Origin of the sequence: Paraburkholderia solisilvae, from assembly GCF_902859875.1 — a bacterium.
In the GTDB taxonomy this organism is placed as follows: Bacteria; Pseudomonadota; Gammaproteobacteria; order Burkholderiales; family Burkholderiaceae; genus Paraburkholderia; species Paraburkholderia solisilvae.
In genome coordinates, this window is record NZ_CADIKF010000018.1 from 1 (window position 1) to 16,026 (window position 16,026).

Annotated in this window: 17 protein-coding genes; 2 read left to right on the forward strand and 15 right to left on the reverse strand. The window is 61.3% G+C overall.

The features are described 5' to 3' along the window. The 12 genes from HV675_RS13030 to HV675_RS13085 form a co-directional block, all read right to left on the reverse strand. On the reverse strand, positions 1–996 hold a 996-nt coding region (locus tag HV675_RS13030; RefSeq protein WP_246270227.1), incomplete at its 3' end, for a branched-chain amino acid ABC transporter permease. Further along, positions 989–1,822, reverse strand: a complete 834-nt coding sequence (locus HV675_RS13035) for a branched-chain amino acid ABC transporter permease (RefSeq protein ID WP_217478120.1) — start codon at positions 1,820–1,822, stop codon at positions 989–991. The genes HV675_RS13035 and HV675_RS13030, both read right to left, overlap by 8 nt. A 22-nt stretch (positions 1,823–1,844) precedes the next feature. Further along, complete coding sequence (locus HV675_RS13040) at positions 1,845–3,011, reverse strand: substrate-binding protein (protein ID WP_175111334.1); 1,167 nt, start codon at positions 3,009–3,011, stop codon at positions 1,845–1,847. Next, on the reverse strand, positions 3,008–3,397 hold the full coding sequence (locus tag HV675_RS13045) for a hypothetical protein (protein ID WP_175111335.1): 390 nt from the start codon (positions 3,395–3,397) through the stop codon (positions 3,008–3,010). Before HV675_RS13045 ends, HV675_RS13040 begins: the two co-directional genes overlap by 4 nt. Before the next feature lie 339 nt (positions 3,398–3,736). Then, positions 3,737–4,525 carry an FRG domain-containing protein gene (locus tag HV675_RS13050; RefSeq protein ID WP_175111336.1) on the reverse strand — a complete coding sequence of 263 codons (789 nt, stop codon included), beginning with the start codon at positions 4,523–4,525 and terminating at the stop codon, positions 3,737–3,739. Between the two features lie 237 nt (positions 4,526–4,762). Then, positions 4,763–5,593 carry a CmcJ/NvfI family oxidoreductase gene (locus HV675_RS13055; RefSeq protein WP_175111337.1) on the reverse strand — a complete coding sequence of 277 codons (831 nt, stop codon included), beginning with the start codon at positions 5,591–5,593 and terminating at the stop codon, positions 4,763–4,765. Positions 5,594–5,692: 99 nt separating this feature from the next. Next, positions 5,693–5,965 carry a hypothetical protein gene (locus HV675_RS13060; RefSeq protein ID WP_175111338.1) on the reverse strand — a complete coding sequence of 91 codons (273 nt, stop codon included), beginning with the start codon at positions 5,963–5,965 and terminating at the stop codon, positions 5,693–5,695. 445 nt (positions 5,966–6,410) lie between these two features. Beyond that, positions 6,411–7,955 (reverse strand): class I adenylate-forming enzyme family protein, encoded by a 1,545-nt coding sequence (locus tag HV675_RS13065; protein WP_246270228.1) that lies wholly within the window; start codon positions 7,953–7,955, stop codon positions 6,411–6,413. A 6-nt stretch (positions 7,956–7,961) separates the two neighbouring features. Next, positions 7,962–8,696, reverse strand: a complete 735-nt coding sequence (locus HV675_RS13070) for a CoA-transferase subunit beta (protein WP_175111339.1) — start codon at positions 8,694–8,696, stop codon at positions 7,962–7,964. Further along, entirely contained in the window at positions 8,689–9,522 is an 834-nt protein-coding gene (locus HV675_RS13075) for a CoA transferase subunit A (RefSeq protein ID WP_175111340.1), read from the reverse strand. Before HV675_RS13075 ends, HV675_RS13070 begins: the two co-directional genes overlap by 8 nt. Continuing rightward, a complete protein-coding gene (locus HV675_RS13080; protein WP_175111341.1) occupies positions 9,519–10,277 on the reverse strand; it encodes an enoyl-CoA hydratase/isomerase family protein in 759 nt (252 codons plus the stop codon). Before HV675_RS13080 ends, HV675_RS13075 begins: the two co-directional genes overlap by 4 nt. Further along, positions 10,274–11,428, reverse strand: coding sequence for a CaiB/BaiF CoA transferase family protein (locus HV675_RS13085; RefSeq protein ID WP_175111342.1), 1,155 nt, complete (start codon positions 11,426–11,428; stop codon positions 10,274–10,276). Before HV675_RS13085 ends, HV675_RS13080 begins: the two co-directional genes overlap by 4 nt. Positions 11,429–11,659: 231 nt before the next feature. Here HV675_RS13085 and tcuC point away from each other — a divergent pair, with 231 nt between their 5' ends. After that, on the forward strand, positions 11,660–12,955 hold the full coding sequence (gene tcuC, locus HV675_RS13090; protein ID WP_175111343.1) for an MFS transporter: 1,296 nt from the start codon (positions 11,660–11,662) through the stop codon (positions 12,953–12,955). Between the two features lie 78 nt (positions 12,956–13,033). After that, the gene (locus HV675_RS13095) at positions 13,034–13,804 is read left to right on the forward strand and encodes an IclR family transcriptional regulator (RefSeq protein ID WP_175111344.1); all 771 of its coding nucleotides are present in this window, start codon (positions 13,034–13,036) and stop codon (positions 13,802–13,804) included. A gap of 174 nt (positions 13,805–13,978) precedes the next feature. On the opposite strand, the gene HV675_RS13100 is transcribed toward HV675_RS13095, so the two are convergent. From HV675_RS13100 to HV675_RS13110, 3 genes are all read right to left on the reverse strand, one after another. Then, complete coding sequence (locus HV675_RS13100; protein ID WP_175111345.1) at positions 13,979–14,653, reverse strand: DUF799 domain-containing protein; 675 nt, start codon at positions 14,651–14,653, stop codon at positions 13,979–13,981. A gap of 15 nt (positions 14,654–14,668) precedes the next feature. Beyond that, the gene (locus HV675_RS13105; protein ID WP_175111346.1) at positions 14,669–15,028 is read right to left on the reverse strand and encodes a DUF4810 domain-containing protein; all 360 of its coding nucleotides are present in this window, start codon (positions 15,026–15,028) and stop codon (positions 14,669–14,671) included. A 74-nt stretch (positions 15,029–15,102) separates the two neighbouring features. Continuing rightward, entirely contained in the window at positions 15,103–15,771 is a 669-nt protein-coding gene (locus HV675_RS13110) for a CsgG/HfaB family protein (RefSeq protein ID WP_175111347.1), read from the reverse strand. Between the last annotated feature and the right edge of the window lie 255 nt (positions 15,772–16,026).

Genomic DNA, 16,026 nt, shown 5'->3' on the forward strand with positions numbered 1-16,026 from the left:
GGGACCGCGGCGGCGCGGCAACGCGCGACGCACGCCATCGGCGACCAGCGGCGCCAGCCCGCGCGGCATCGCGACGATCACCACGACAAATGCGATGCCGATCAGCAGCATCCAGATATACGGCAGGTCTCCGCTCAGATAGGCGCTGCCCGTGTCGATCAGCAGTGCGCCGACAATCGGCCCGATCAGCGAGCCGCGCCCGCCGAGCGCGACCCAGATCACGAGTTCGGTGCCGAAAACAAAGCCCGCGTACTCGGGGGCGACGACCATCTGCACACAGGCGAAGAGAAAACCGGCGAACGCGGCAACCAGCGCACACGTATCCATCAAGCGCGCCTTGTAGCGCGACACGTCGATGCCGAGATACTCGCAGCGTGACTCATTCTCGCGGATCGCCACCAGCAGCCGGCCCGCGTCGCTATGCACGAACATCCAGGCAACCACCGCCAGCACCGTCAGGAACGCGCCGGCGATAATGAACCACGCTTCGAGCGGCAAATCGATACTGTCGAAGCCGGACAGTCCGCTGCTCGAGCCGGTAAACTCGCCGCCCGAATAGATCACCTGCACGAGCACGATCGGCAACACCAGCGTGACGACCGATGCGTAAAGCGGCGATGCGCCGTGATAGAACGCCAGCCAGCCGATCGCGCGCGACACGAGCCACGCGCCAAGCAGCCCTGCGGCAAGCGCGCCGGCCGCATGGAGTGGCGTGTAACCCGCGTGCACGAACACCAGCCCGGCCGCGTATGCGCCGATGCCGAAGAATGCCGATTGCCCGAACGTCAGGATGCCTGTGTAACCCCATAGCAGATCGACGGTCAGTGCAAGCGCCGCATAGAGAAACGAACGGACCAGATTGTTGACGAGAAAGGTAGGCAGCACCGCGCTGCCCACCGCAATCACCGCCAGCGCGGCAACGCCCGCCAGCAGCGGCATGCGCCACGGCGACGACGCCGATACGCGCAATGGCAAGGTCGAGACAGGATCAGCCACGTGCAAAGCCCTCCGGCCGGATACGCAATAGCAAGGCGGCGAGCACCGCGATGGTCAGTCCGCCGAGCACCGGATTGACGAACGTGCTGACGAGCACCTGCGCGCCGCCCAGCACCGCGCTCGCAATCGCGAGATTGACCAGCGATGCGCCCGCCACCAGCACCAGCATGAACGCGCCGACCACCCATGCCACCCCCATGTTCGGGTCGACGCTCGCAAGCGGCGTGATCAGGCAGCCGGCGAGCGAAGCGAGCGCCGCGCCCGTGCAGAATGTGATGAAGCGCACGCGCGTGCTGCTGATGCCGAGGCCGCGCGCCAGCGCTTCGTTCATGATCACCGCGCGCGTTTGCAAACCGAGACGCGTGCCGTTCAGCAGCCACCCGAGCGTGAGCGCGATCAGCAGCGCAACACCGACGAGGATCAGCCGGTACGCCGAATAGTGCGCACCCGGCAATGCAATCGCACCGGTGAGCGGGCTCTCGACCATCTGTACGCCGCGTCCGAAAAGCAGCGTGATCAACTGACCGACGATGATGCCGAGTCCCCACGTCGCGAGAATCGCATCGAGCGGACGCGCATAGAGCGGACGCACGATGAAGCGCTCGACAGCCATGCCAAGCACAAAGCCGATCGCCAGTGAAAACGGGATGCTCCACCACCAGCCGAGCCCCGCCTGCGTGACGATCACGCTCGCATATCCGCCCGTCGTCAGAAAGGCGCCGTGCGAGAAGTTGATGATCTTCATCACGCCGAACACGAGCAGCAATCCTGTCGACACGATAAACAGGATCGCCGCCGTCGTGACGATGTCGAGGCCCAGATTCAGCATCGCGTCTGCCTCGCTGCGCTTACTTGAGCGACGGGCACTGCGCGCCCGGATCGACATTCTTGAATGACTCGATCACCTTCACCGAGCCGTCCGCCTGCACCTGGCCGAGATACATCGTGAGCGGCGTGTGGCGCTGCTTGTCCATGCGGATCGTGCCGCGCGGACCGTCGAACGATACTTGCGCGAGCGCCGGAATGACCTTTGCGGTATCGACGCTGCCGGCCTTTTCGACTGCGGCCTTGTACAGGTAGATCGCCTCGTATTCCGGCACCGACAGGTCGTTCGGCGTCTTCAGGTCCGCGCCGAAGCGCTTTTGCATGGCCGCGAGGAATTGATGATTGGCAGGCGTGTCGATATTCGTCACGTACGAGCCGGAAATATAGATCCCTTCCGCATCCGTACCCATGCTTTTCGCGGTGCCTTCGTCGACCGCGAGATTGCCGTACGGCAGCTTCACGCCCGCGGCGCGCAGCTGCTTGGTCAGCGTGACGTTCGGCGCGCCGCCGGCCGTCGACGTGATGATCGCGTCGGGTTTCGCCGCCTGCAGCTTGCTGATGATCGGCGTCCAGTCGGAGCCGTCCATCGGCAGGTATTCGTTGCCGAGCACCTTGCCGCCCTTCTTCTCGATGTAGCTCTTCGTGAAGTCGAGCATGCCGCGGCCGAATGCATAGTCGCTGCCGATCAGGAAGAACGTCTTCGCGTGCTTCTGCGTCATGAAGTAATCGACGATCGGCGCGACCTGCTGGTCGGGCACCCACGCATCGACGTACATGTAGCGGTTGCACGACCGGCCTTCATAGAACGACGTGTAGATGAACGGCACCTTGCCGCGCGACACGATAGGCAGCCCCGCATTGCGCGCGGCGCTGGTTTCCATCGAAATCAGCGCATTGTCTTTCTTGTCGAAGATCAGCGAGTCGAACGCCTTTTGTGCGCCTGCGGCGCCGCTGCCGTCGTCGGCTACATCCAGACTCACCTGGCGCCCGAGAATGCCGCCTTTCGCGTTGATCTCGTCGACTGCGAGTTGCGCGGATTGCACGACCGACGGGGCGACGACGCTATTCGCGCCGCTCAGACCCACCGGCACGCCGATCCTGATCGGGTCGGCGGCGTACGCCGCTGTCTGTCCGATTGCGATCGATGCGAGCCACGCGGCTGCGACCGCGACGGTAGAGATGCGTTTCATTGTTGTATTGCTCCTTGGATTGACTTGTTTCGATCAAAACGATCCGCCGCGAAACCCGCCGCGGCGATTCGGAACCGCACGCCGCGCGTCAGCACGCCGTCGCCCACGAGGCAGGTCCCGCTCCCGCTCGCCAAACTCGCTGCCGGGCTCGCGACAATCTTCACGTTGACGTGAAAGAGAAAGCCGCAAACGCAAAAAGCCCGAAACCGGACGAACCGGTTTCGGGCTTTTGAGCCGGTGCCGCACGAAACGCCTTTGTCCCGAACGATGTAAATCAGGTTCGCCGATTCGCTACGCATTGAATCGACGAAAACCCAAGAGCAATTGGTATGCCAACGATCGGCATCAGCACCCATTGTCGAGTGCCGCATCGCGCGCTGACGCATGCCGCATATTGCTCACCGGCGCCATGCCCCGCGCAGCAGCAGCATCCATACACACGTCGCGCGCCGCATGCGCCTCCCCCGCGCCGCACGGGGACTGTGCACACGTGCACCATCGGTGCGCGACGCGCACGCGCGGCGCATTTCCGTTGACACTGGCGACAAACGACGAGCCGGGTCACGCCGCCTTCCATCAGGATCGACGTGCTGGATTCGCGCTCGGGCGTTGCGGCCGCGGTGGAGATTGCGCGCCGGCGCGACGCCAATCGTGAGCTGAGCAGCCGACCCTTCAGCGCTGTGGGAAGAAAATGTCCGACCTGTCTGGTTGTGTGCCGCCGCGCGTCACGAAGCGAACGTCAGGCTCGGCCAGACCATCTCGAGTTCGATGGCGATCGATTTCGCGAGACCGTCGAGATCGGGAAACAGCGACGCGTTCGTAATGTTCATTCGATATAGCCAGCGCATCGCATCGCTGCGCAGGCCGGGCGGCAGGATGATCTTGCGCAATAGTTCGGCTTCGCTTTCGTAGTCGTCGAGAATCTCGTGCAGCGGCCGGTCGATCACGCCCGGTACGACAAACGTGCCCGACTGCGCGATCAGGCGCCCATCCATTTCGGAGGGTTCGCCGAACCAGATCACCTCGTTTTCGTTGCTGAGAAAGTACTTCTCCAGATTGCCCTTCACGCGCGGGTCGAGCTCATCGCGTGTGAGCGTCGGCGACGTTTTCGGGCGCGCGCTGTTGCGCCATAGCGCCGGCGTATTCAACGCGAAAATCGCGGCATCGGTGGTGGTTCGCTCGAGCGCGAAAAAGGCCGCGACGAACGGCGATTTCGTGAAATCGAGCAGACGCGTCGGCGCGCCGTGGTGCTGCATCAGGCTCAGACAACGCAAGTCGTCATTGAGCAGTTCGGGATTTGCAAGGTAGTTGTGAGCCTTGCGCCGAAAGATGCGAATCGCGCGCGCTTCGCGCGCCTGCCATTCCGCGCGGTCCGCAACATGCGCAAGCAGATAGCGCGACAGCGAGCTTTGCAGATGCCAGCGTGCGTCCTGCTGTCCGCGAAATGCCCAGCCGTCGAGTGCCGAACATAGGTCTACGAATGCGCCCCAGCTCGAAATGACCGTCGTTTCCATCGCGCCGTGTGCCTCCCTGAAAATCGATAAACGATTGCAGGCCGACCTATTTAGCCCGCTTCGGCGCGAGTATAGAAGCCATTTATTTCTTTCGTGCGTAACGTGTCGACACGTGCATGATGGGTTAGCCAGGCTTCGCGCGCAAAAAAAAGCGGGTGGACGCGCGGCTATCGCGCATCTCACCCGCTTTTTCGTCTGCCCGCCCGAATGTGCAAACCCGATGAATGCCAAACGGGCTTAGAACAGCAGCACCGAACGCAGTTCGATACTGCGCCTCGGCGCGGCATCCGCAGGCGATGTCGGATCGTCGAATGCGGAATGCGCGGTCACTCGCGCGACATCGTCGCCGGCCGAGTCGTAAATTTTCAGCAGCAGCACTTCGTCGGGTGTCATCTGCGGAAAATAGTACCAGCGGTGCTGTGGATTAAATGCGAACGTATAGACTTCGCCGCCGCCGTCCTCGCGAACCAGGTCCGTCGGCACGAGGTCGTTCGGCGCAATGCTGCGCGCATCGCACATCCCTAGCGGCGATGATTCGACCGGCGCACCGATCGGGCGCCACAGGTTCACGATGGCCGTGCGCCCGTTGACCCACTCGTCCAGTTCGTCAGCCGGCGCATGCTGGCGAACGCGGCGCGGCCCCGACACCAGCGTCTGGTCGTTGTGAATCACCTTTACCGGCGCATGGACGCCGCTTGCGCGCGCGTCATCGCCATCGCGCAACGTGTGATCGAAAATAACCACACGCCGCGCGCCGGTCAGGCGCTTGAGCAACTGCTCCGACTCGCGGTAGTAGACGGATTCGATCGCGATCGGGTCCGAGAAATCGTCGAGCGCACTCTTATGCGCGTGCAACTCGAAGCCGTTGCGGTCGAGAGACAGCCCGCCCGGCGGCGCCGCGACCCGTGCGTTGACGATCGGCACGCGGTGCATGTTGAAGGTGCCGGTTTGAGCCGGAACGCCGGGCGGCGGTTCGTACGAATAACGCAGCGGCCTTTCACCGGTCGGGACCAGGTAGTTCAGTTCGGCCTCGACCATCACGGGTTGATCGATGACGATATCGCTCATGGTTGGACTCCGTACGTCATGAAACAGGTGCCGTATGCGATGCGGCGCTGCGCGCTGCCTTTCGTGACGCCGAACCGGCACGCGCGCACTCGCCAGCGGTCATTCCGGCGGGAACTGGGCGACGAGATGAAACATCTCGTAGGTGTATCCGAGATTGAAGTAGCCGGCGCGAGCATACGCGGCGATCCGTTCCTGGCGTTCAGGGTCGGTACGGCGGTTCCAATCGTCGAGCGCCGCGCGTTCGGCTCGAGTATCCGCGGCCTGGGATGCGGCAGTGGGTGGTGCGCTATCGCCGCTTGCGCGATGCTCGAGCGGGTCAAGAGCGGCGCGGCTGCGAAAGACCAAACGGAGAAACGATGCAAGACCCGGCATGACAACCCTCCGTCTTCTGGGCACCCTGGTTCAATCTAGCGAGCACGGTATGCGAGTGCAAAGAAGCATTTCTGCAATGCTTCGCACACGCGACTGGTGCGTGCCCTTATCCGCATCTTCGATATGTTTATGCGGATACGCTAGTTAAACTTCGACGCGCAGGCGGGAGAGGTCATTCCATTCTTGCCGAAATACGCAAGCTGCTGCATGGCTGGCGAATGCTCTTCGTTAGGCATCCGTTTGACCGCAGGCTAATAGAATTTAACCAGGATGTCGGAAGCTATGCGCGCTCTTATGTTGTGCGCGCAAGCCCCTTTAATTACTGTTGAGATTTGGTGTACATCGTGCATGCGGAGAACGTCGGACTTCGCATGGTTTGGCGGGAAAAGTGAAGGGTATTCGCAAGCGCAAAACCGGCGTTTGTATGGCGCTTGCGTTCCGCGAGCTATGCCACAGCCTGAAGCAAGCCGTCCCGCACCAGACCGGCAAGCGACTTGCGATCGACCTTCCCGACCGCCGTTTCAGGCAATGCCTCCACGAAATAGACTTCGTGCGGCACATAAATGCGGGACAGTCTGCGGCGTACCGAATCGAGTATGTCCTGCGCCTGAAGCGTCGAATCAGCTCCGGCCACGACCACTGCGACCGGCACCTCGCCGAGATCGTGATCCGGCTTGCCGACCACGCAACACGCCCGAACATGCGTTTCGCTGACAATCACGTTCTCGATCAGCAACGGCGACAGATTCTCGCCGCCGCGAATGATCACATCCTTGATGCGGCCGGTGACCGACAGATAGCCGCCTTCGTCGAAGCGGCCGAGATCGCCGGTGCGAAGCCAGCCGTCGCTCACCGTGCGCGCGGTGGCGTCCGCCGCGCCCAGGTAGCCCGTCATCACGCTGCGCCCGGCGATGCAGATCTCCCCTTCAATACCGGGCTCGTCTGTCATCGTGCCGTCGACCTGCCGCAACTGGACCGACTGGCCGCGCAGCACCGTGCCGACCGACCCGATCCGGCGCGCGTGAGGCGGATTCATCGTGCTGGTGCAGGTCGCTTCCGATAGTCCGTACGACACCACCAGCGGACATCCGAGTTTCGCCTCGATTTCGCGGTGCAGCGCTTCGGTGATCGGCGCGGACCCGCAGCGCGCCATGCGTAGCGATGCCAGCGCTGCAGGGTTGAACGACTGCGACAGCATCCGCGAATACATCGTCGGTACGCCGGTGACGATGGTCGGCCGATGCCGCTCGATCAGCGCCGGCATGTCCTCGGCGCGAAAACGCTCCGCAAAGATGATGGTTGCGCCTGCAAGCAATGGCGCAAACAACTGGTTGTTCACACCGTTCGTATGGTAGATCGGCATCACATGCAGCAGGCGGTCCTGCTGTGAAAGCCCCGTGTGTTCAATGACGCCGAGCGCATTGTTCAGCAAAGCGCGCTGCGTCAGTTCGACCGCTTTGGGGCGGCCGGTGCTCCCCGATGTAAAGAGCAGCAACGCGGGCGTTTGCGCGTCCACCTTGTGCGCTTGCGGCGCAGCGTCGGCGGCGACGCGCGAATTCAACTGCGTGGAATCGATCGCGCGTATGTTGTTGCCATTCTCGAGTCTGAGCGCCCGCACCAGTTCGTGATGAGCGTGATCGAACACCAGGCCCTTCGCGCCAACCAGCGACAGACGTTCGTCAATCTCTTCGGCCGGCAGTTTGGGTTCGAGCACGCAAGGACACAATCCGCACCGGATCGCGGCAAGCAACACGATGACCGTATCGAGCGAGCGTCCCATTGCAATCGCAAGCACGTCGCTTTGCCCTAAGCCTTGCGCAAGAAGATTCGCGGCCACCTTCGCCGTTTCATCCGCCAATTGCCGATACGTCAGCGACCGGCTGCCGTCGTGCAGCGCGGTCTGTGCTTCGACGTGCGGTTCGTACCAGTGCGTGGTCAACGCCTGCGCGAGGCTTGCGACGCCATCTGACAGATCGGAATGCATCGGCATGGTGATTTACCTCAAGCGAATCGCGGCATCATGTTCGAACTGCCCGTGCGGATCGAGCGCGCGCAACGCTTCACGTTCGCGCTGGGTCGGCGGCTGCGTCGGCTCGGCGCCGCTCGCGTCGAATTCGAAACCGGTTCGCTCGCGTACTTCGTCGAGACTCGACTCCGGGTGCCAGGACCGCAGCGCGAGACGGTTGTCCCGTTTCACGAAAACCGCAATCGGCGTGGCTACGCCGTGCATGCCACCCCAGGACGTGACGAAATCCAGCTTCTGCACCAGCGTGCGGCGCGAATGCTCAGTGCGCCACGTGCACGCGCGTCGCGCAGTCGGCAGCATGACGGCGCCGCCGCCGCCACCGGGCAAGCGCACTTTCGGATGATCCCATTCCCCAATGCATGAATTGTTCGCGCAACCGCTGCCATCGAGTTGTGCCGCGCCGAGAAAGGTCAGATCCATCCGGCCGCGGGCGCACAGGTCGTAAAAATCTTCGTTCGCGAAGATCGATGCGGAACCTTCGGCAAGCAGCGGATCCGAGCTCGACAGGGGAATCGACGACGGCGTCGGATTCACGCCGCCGGCGACATTGATATAGACGAAGTCCCAGTCGTATGCGCGCTTGGCCATCAGGCATGCGAGCATCGGCAAGGTCGAATTCACCCCGCTGAAGGTGATCTCGTTCGGCCGGATAAAGCGCGCGAGGTTGGTGACGATATACGAAAAGCCGGACCACTGTTCATGCATGTTGCGCGCTCCTTTCTTCCGGCGCGTTGGCGAGATGCGCTTCGAGCACGCCTGCGTCGGGCGAGAGATAGGCCTCCACCGCCGCATAATCGACTGCATAGTTCGGCCAGCACGACCCCGGCCACGCCCCTTTCGGAACGACCGCGTACGCCTCGACCATGAAGTATGGAATCACGGTCAACTCAGGTTGAATCGCGAAATCGTCGTCGGAGATTTCTTCTGCGACGACCAGCACGCTTTTCGAAGCACGACTGATAATGCGGTCCCAGTGATACGTTCCCGCGATACGCACATTGCCCTGTCGGTCGACGCTGCTCGCATGGATTACCGCGAAGTCCGGCGCGATCGCCGGAATGACCCACGTCGCCACGCCGCTGCCATACGGGTCTTCAATGCATTTCCAGTTGTTGACGCGCGTGAGGTCGCTGCCATGCAGTCCGGCGCATGGCTGGAACGGCACGCCAAACGCCGCCGCGCGCAGCCCGGCCGTCAAGCTCGCGCACGCGTGCTCTTCCAGTTTTAGCGCGCCGCTTTCAACCGCCTTCCGGTAGTACGGCGCGAGGCCGAAATTGCCCTCCATCGCCACGATGCCGCAACGCGCGCGCGACGCGACGCCGGCGCGGCACAAAAGGTCGATGTCGTATCCGGGTGACTGCTTGATGACTTCAATACCGCGCTTCTTCTGCCGGATCAGTTCCCGCACAAATGCGAATGGGCCGCGATGCAGGAAGCTGCCGCCGAGGCCGAGCGACGCCCCATCCGGCACGCGCGCGACGAGGTCTGAAAGGGACACGCGTTTGTCGATGTCCGGGAAGCCGGATTTCATGACGTCTCCTTTTGCGGATGCTGACTCCGCGTGCTGGCCGCAGGGTTGCGATACGCATCGATGCGGTGCTTCAGGCCCGGTTCGGCCGCTGAGCGAACCAGTGCCGCGAGGTCCGCGTCCGCATGGTGTTCACGCAATGCGTCGCTCAGTAGCGCGCGGCTTGCGGCCGGCAATGACGTGGCGCGCGCAACGGCATCTGCAATCACGTGGTCGCGCTGCTCGAGCGGCGCCACGCGTTCGATAAAGCAGTTTCCGAATGCGCGATGCACATCGAAGGTTTCGGACGTTTCGAGAATGCGCTTTGCTTCGTGCTGCCCGACAATGCGCGCAAAACGGCCGGTACCCAGCACCAGACCGAATTGCAGGCCCGGCATTCTGAAAGTCGTGCCGGGCGCGGCCACACGCAGGTTGCACGCGGCAATCAGATCCACGCCCGCACCGAAATTCTTGCCGTGCGCGAATGCGACTGTCAACGCGGGCGACGCGGCGACGCGTTGCAACAGCGTCTCGACGCGTACGAACCGCAACAGCAGGTCTCCTTCGCTGAAGCGCTCGACGTCGCTCATATCGAATCCCGCGCTAAAGCAGCGCCCCTCGCCTTGCAGGATCACGACCGGCACGTTTGCCGCCGCAATTTCGTCGAAGACGGTGATCAGTTGCTCGACGAGTTCGGCGGACAACGCGTTGAGCTTTTCCGGCCGGTTCAGCGTAACGGACCAGTATTCACGGTGCTTTTCTATCGCGAGAAGACTCATGCCTCCACCTCGCTTGCCGCGCCGGCCAGCAACTGCTGGTTGTGCTCGCCCAGCGCGGGCGGACGCATGCGGATCGGCGGCGTTTGACCGCAAAAGCGCACGGGCGAACCGAACGTTCGCGTTTGCACGCCGTTCGGCAGTTCGAGCGGTTGCACCCATGTCATATGCGCAACCTGCTCATCGGCCAATACCTGCGAGTAGGTATTGATCGGTGCACACGGCACGCCTGCCGCACGGAAGCGCGCAATCCATGTTTCAGCATCCGCGGATGCGAAGATCGCTTCCAGGATGTCGCGCAATTCAACCTGGTGCTTCGCCCGCAGTGTCGGTGTGACGAACTTGTCGTCGGTCTCGAGGTCCGCGCGTTCGACCACCCTGCAGACCGAACGCCACAATGCGTTATTGCCCGCCGCCATGCCGAACCACGTGTCGCGCGCCTTGAACGCCTGATAGGGCGCGTTGCGCGGATGCGCGGAACCGAGCTTGACCGGGTCACGGCCCGTTCCGAAGTATTCCGAAGTTTGCAGCGCGGCAATCGCGAGCGTCGCGCCCAGCATCGGCACGTCGATGTGGGTGCCGACGCCGGTGCTCGCGACACCGCGAAGCGCCGACGCCACCGAAAACGCCGCATACAGTCCGGCCGAAAAATCCGCGAGCGGCACGCCGCATTTCACGGGTGCGCCATCCGGTTCGCCGGTGATGCTCATGATGCCGCTCATGGCCTGCACGGTGAGATCGAAGCCGCCTTCCTGCGCGCGCGGTCCGGTCTGGCCGTACGCGGAAATCGAGCAATAGATGATGCGCGGAACCAGCTCGCGAATCGCGTCATAACCGAGTCCCAGCCGGTCCATCACGCCGGGCCGGTTGTTTTCGATCAGTACGTCGGCGGTGCGGATCAGCGCTCTTGCTTGCTCGATGTCCGCCGCATCTTTCAGGTTCAATGTGACGGAGCGTTTGTTGCGATTCAATGACGCGAAATTTTCGCTGTAGCCCTCGGACATCGGCGGCCACGTGCGCAGCGTGTCCCCGCCCTCCGGATGCTCGATCTTGATGACGTCCGCGCCCATATCGGCAAGCAGCATGCCGCAATACGGCCCTGCCGCGACGTTGCAGAACTCGATAACCCGGATTCCGTGAAGTGGCAATTCCATTTCAATCCTCGCTGATTCGCTCATTCTTCGTGCCGCTCGTTCGGCACCCCTGTTCGTGCAATCACTCGTGGCTCTCGCGGTATGACGCGCCGTTCGCCGCGCCAGGGAATTCCCCTGGATGCCGTGTCGCTGCTTGACCTCATTGTGCAGTGGTGCGAGCATCAAGTAAACCAAAATTTGAGAATGACTTCCTGAATTTTAGGAATTATTAGATGACCTTCGGAGACAGGAATGGCAATGCAACCGGCAACTGATGCACGAGCAGGGACCGTATTTCGCGTGGTAAGCGGAAATTTTCTCGAGATGTACGACTTCATGGTCTACGGCTTTTATGCATCGTCCATCGCGAAGGCCATGTTTCCGGGGGACAACGAATTCATCTCGCTGCTGCTGTCGCTGGCGACGTTCGGTGTGGGATTTCTCATGCGTCCGCTCGGCGCGATCGTGCTGGGCTCGTATATGGACAAGCATGGGCGGCGAGCGGGTTTGATCGTTACGCTCACGTTGATGTCGATCGGCGTGCTGCTGATCGCCGTGACGCCCGGTTATGCGTCGATCGGCGTACTGGCTCCGGTGCTGGTGATAGCCGGGCGGCTGCTGCAAGGATTCTCGGCGGGCGCCGAATCAGGTGGCGTTTCCGTGTATCTGTCGGAGATTGCGCCGCCTGGACGACGCGGGTTCTATGTGTCGTGGCAATCGGCGAGTCAGCAGATCTCCGTGCTGATCGCGGCCATTCTGGGTGTCGTGCTGCGCTTCACGCTCAGCGGCGAGCAGATGGATGCCTGGGGATGGCGCATTCCGTTTCTATTCGGCTGCTCGATCATTCCGGTGTTGTTCTGGATTCGCCGTTCGGTTGAAGAATCACATGTGTTCAAGGCTCAAAAGCCTCAATCGGTCGGCGACATCTTCCGCTCGCTTGCGAGCAACTGGAAGGTCATTGCGTGGTCGACGATGCTTGTCACGCTGACCAGCATCATGTTTTATCTGATCACCGCTTATACGCCGACGTATGGACGCGCGGTGCTAGGGCTCAAGCCGATCGATACGTTCTGGGTGACGATTGGCGTCGCGACGACGACATTCATCATGATTCCGCTGATGGCCGCGCTGTCCGATAAGGTGGGCCGCAAACCGATGCTGGCGGGCGCGTCGCTGATCATTGCGATCGTGTCGTATCCGGCGATGAGCTGGCTCGTGAGCGCACCTTCGTTCGGCGCGCTGCTCGCGGTCGAAGTGGGATTCGCGGTGCTGTATGCGACGTACCAGGCGTCGCTCGTGGTGACGCTGACCGAGATCATTCCATCGAATGTGCGCGGCACCGGCTTTTCACTCGCGTATAGCCTGTCGCAAGCCATTTTCGGTGGTTTCACGCCGGCCATCTGCACGCTGCTGATCCACACTACCGGCAACAAGGCGGTGCCCGGCGCGTGGCTTTCCGTGGGAGCGGTGCTCGCGCTCGTGGCGACGCTGGCCGTCGTACGTGAAGACAAAAGCGGCGTGAGAAAGATGTCGACGGTGACGTCATGAAGCGGATTTCGCCGCTGCGTCGCTTGCATTGCCCGTTCAAAAGCACATGATAGACTTCCTATTATTTAGGAAGTAAAGATGGACAAAACACTACTGAAAGGTCTTGTGGTTCTCGAGGCGGTGACCGACCTCGAGCACCAGCCCAAGACCATCGAAGAGCTCGCCAGACGCGTCGGATTGACGCGCAGTAACGCGCACCGCACCCTGCAAACGCTGATTCACGCCGGCTACGTGGAAAAAGATGAAGACGCCGGCGGCTATCGCGGCACGATCCGGCTGTTTGAATTAGGCGCGCGTCAGTTGGCCCAGCTGGACGTCCGCAAGGTTGCGTTGCCGCTGATGCGCGTGCTGGCTGAGCGGACCGAAGAGACAGTGCATCTGTCGGTGCTCGACGGGCTCGACGTCGTGTATGTCGAGAAGATCGATAGCGCGCAGCCGATTCGCGCCTACTCGATGGTGGGAGGGCGCGGGCCCGCGTATGCGGTCGCGACCGGAAAAGCGCTGCTTGCGTATCAGCATGAAGGCTATCTGGATGGCTACGCGAAGCAGTTGACGAAGCATACCGCCGCAACCGTGACCTCTTTGCCGGCGCTCAAGGACGAACTGCAAAAGGTGGTGCGAACCGGATATGCGATCAATAGCGGGGAATGGCGCGAAGGCGTCGGCGGCGTAGCTGCGACGGTGTTCAACGGGCTCGATCAGCCCATTGCGGCGGTGGGAATTTCGGGGCCGCTGGAGCGGCTTACCGCACGCAAGATGAAGGAGTTTGCGCCGGATGTGCAGGCGTGCGCGCTTAAGGTGTCGCGCGCGATGGGATATCGCGGGCAGGGGAAAGACCCGGTGAGTTGAGCGCGCACCGGGCTGGTCCGCAATGGGCGAACGTGCGGACGCATTGCCCGCGCCTGCACGTTCGGTTCAGCTCCTGTTCGTTGCGAAGCCCGCGGTTCTTATCAGCGAAGGTTGCGCGTGCATCGTTTGCCCCTTCGCAACCTGCGAGCTATACGCTCACTCACGCTCAATCACTCACCAATCGGTACCGACTTTCGGGGAACGCGGCCCGTAGAGCAGTCCGTCAGGCGGCCCTGCCTTCAGCAGACGATTCGCAGCAAGCGCTGCCACGTCGTGACTTTCATCGGTCAGGTTGTGTGCGACCTGCTTCACCGCCGCCGACACGAGCGCGACGACAATGCTGCCGCCCGCGTTGAAATTCGCGCCGATCTCCTTGCCGTTGGCGCTTGCCGACCCGACCCAGAGCACATTGCCCGTTCTCAGATCGACCATCTTCGCCGATGCGGAAACGACCGTTGTGCTGTCCACGACCTGATAAACGGAACCGTATTTGGTGATTCTCGGATAGATCGCGGCATCCACACCGAAATACTCGCGAAGCTTGTCCATCGACACCTGCTGAATATCATTGGGTGTCGTCAGGCCGTTTTGCCTGAAGGTTTCTTCCATCACGGCAACAGGCACGACGTAGTAGCCGGCTTCTGCAACGGGTAGCGTCATCTCCGAAAGCAGCCCATAGCTTGCGTTGACATCGTTCGTGTCGTTCACGGGCGGCAAGATCAGGATGCTTTTGGGCTGACTGTTCCTGAACGCGGTGTAATCGACATGTCGCGCCGGAGCGGCACAACCTGCGAGGAACACGGCGGCAAGCAAACCGCAGACGAGCGGAAAGAAAAAGTGACGGCGCATGATTGTGTCCTCGGGTTACTTATTTTTTGCCAGGAAATCCATATAGGCGGATGACTCAGGAAACGCGGCTTTTTCCGCGGCGAATTCCTGCATTGCCTTGTCGTCATGCCCCACCAGCGCGTACAGCATCCCGAGGTGCGCGTAAAAGCCGGGCGGAGGATGATTACCCTTTGCAGCGATTAGCTGAAGGGACTTCTCCATCGCGTCAATCTGATCCTGAGGCGATTTGACGGCCTTGAAGTAGTCGTAGACTTCCGGCTGATAACCGGTCCATTGGTACAACGGCGGAGTGGCCGTCTGGTTTGCACACCCGGCAAGCGCAACGATGCTGCCGAATGCAAGCAGCAGCGGACCCCGTAGCTTTGTCTTTTTCATTTTCGTATTAGATTAGTTATACAAAATTAAATCTGATTGCCTAAGCTCACCCCGACAATCGGCAGGCTAGCGCTTTAGAACTTTACAGTACCGGCGTCGACCTGTTCGAGCAGGTGCCGTACGGCCTCTCGCATCGCGAGTTCAAGCACTTTGCCATTGAGCGTGGAGTCGTAGCTGGCGGTTCCGCCAAAGCCAATGATCTCGCGATTCGACAGGCTGAACTCACCCGCACCCTGGCTCGACGCAACGACTTCGGACGTCGTGGTGTTCACCACGTTCAGGCTCACTTTCGCGTACGCAACCTGATTCTTGCCCCGCCCCAGGATACCGAACAGTTCCTGATCGCCGACTTCCTTGCGCCCGAACTCGGTCACGTCCCCCGTGATAACGAAGTCCGCGCCCTTGATCGCTTGCGTTTTGTTGGCGAACCCGGCTTCCTGATGGATTTCCGCGAGATTGTCGCGATCCAGAACATTGAAGCGCCCGGTTTGCTGAAGGGAGGTAACCAGAACCGTTTTCGCCTGGCTGCCCAACCGGTCGACACCATCGGAGAAGATGCCTCGCATATACGTCGAACGATTGTCGAACTTGCCAACCGAGACTTTGATGAGGCTTTGGGCGGAAGACGCTTGAACCGGAACAGGTGTGGGTACCGACAGCGCTTGCGATGATTCCGTTGCACAACCCGCGAGAGTAAATATGGCGACAACGGATGATGCGACTAACTTCGATCCAGTTTTCATTATCTGTTCTTTGCGTTTTTTAACAATTGTTGTCTTGACTGATCTACGACTTTTCCCGCGATGCGAGCGCTGTATGTTCGCGCTTTGCACCTGCACGAAAACCCCTTTTTCGATACGTCGTCATGATAAGTGAAAGATTGCGCGCCGCGCAAACGGTTGCGAGGATTTTGCAACAACGCGCATCGATTGAATGATTGGTTCTGGAAAGCTTGATTGTGTCGATATATGCCGCTTGCATTGCGCTCGGCCCATTTC

What these genes read in the sequence shown, in the direction of transcription:
- HV675_RS13040 (WP_175111334.1), bottom strand. Translation starts at nt 3,011, where the DNA reads ATGAAACGCATCTCTACCGTCGCGGTCGCAGCCGCGTGGCTCGCATCG.
- HV675_RS13045 (WP_175111335.1), bottom strand. Translation starts at nt 3,397, where the DNA reads ATGCGTCAGCGCGCGATGCGGCACTCGACAATGGGTGCTGATGCCGAT.
- HV675_RS13050 (WP_175111336.1), bottom strand. Translation starts at nt 4,525, where the DNA reads ATGGAAACGACGGTCATTTCGAGCTGGGGCGCATTCGTAGACCTATGT.
- HV675_RS13055 (WP_175111337.1), bottom strand. Translation starts at nt 5,593, where the DNA reads ATGAGCGATATCGTCATCGATCAACCCGTGATGGTCGAGGCCGAACTG.
- HV675_RS13060 (WP_175111338.1), bottom strand. Translation starts at nt 5,965, where the DNA reads ATGCCGGGTCTTGCATCGTTTCTCCGTTTGGTCTTTCGCAGCCGCGCC.
- HV675_RS13065 (WP_246270228.1), bottom strand. Translation starts at nt 7,955, where the DNA reads ATGCCGATGCATTCCGATCTGTCAGATGGCGTCGCAAGCCTCGCGCAG.
- HV675_RS13070 (WP_175111339.1), bottom strand. Translation starts at nt 8,696, where the DNA reads ATGCATGAACAGTGGTCCGGCTTTTCGTATATCGTCACCAACCTCGCG.
- HV675_RS13075 (WP_175111340.1), bottom strand. Translation starts at nt 9,522, where the DNA reads ATGAAATCCGGCTTCCCGGACATCGACAAACGCGTGTCCCTTTCAGAC.
- HV675_RS13080 (WP_175111341.1), bottom strand. Translation starts at nt 10,277, where the DNA reads ATGAGTCTTCTCGCGATAGAAAAGCACCGTGAATACTGGTCCGTTACG.
- HV675_RS13085 (WP_175111342.1), bottom strand. Translation starts at nt 11,428, where the DNA reads ATGGAATTGCCACTTCACGGAATCCGGGTTATCGAGTTCTGCAACGTC.
- tcuC (WP_175111343.1), top strand. Translation starts at nt 11,660, where the DNA reads ATGGCAATGCAACCGGCAACTGATGCACGAGCAGGGACCGTATTTCGC.
- HV675_RS13095 (WP_175111344.1), top strand. Translation starts at nt 13,034, where the DNA reads ATGGACAAAACACTACTGAAAGGTCTTGTGGTTCTCGAGGCGGTGACC.
- HV675_RS13100 (WP_175111345.1), bottom strand. Translation starts at nt 14,653, where the DNA reads ATGCGCCGTCACTTTTTCTTTCCGCTCGTCTGCGGTTTGCTTGCCGCC.
- HV675_RS13105 (WP_175111346.1), bottom strand. Translation starts at nt 15,028, where the DNA reads ATGAAAAAGACAAAGCTACGGGGTCCGCTGCTGCTTGCATTCGGCAGC.
- HV675_RS13110 (WP_175111347.1), bottom strand. Translation starts at nt 15,771, where the DNA reads ATGAAAACTGGATCGAAGTTAGTCGCATCATCCGTTGTCGCCATATTT.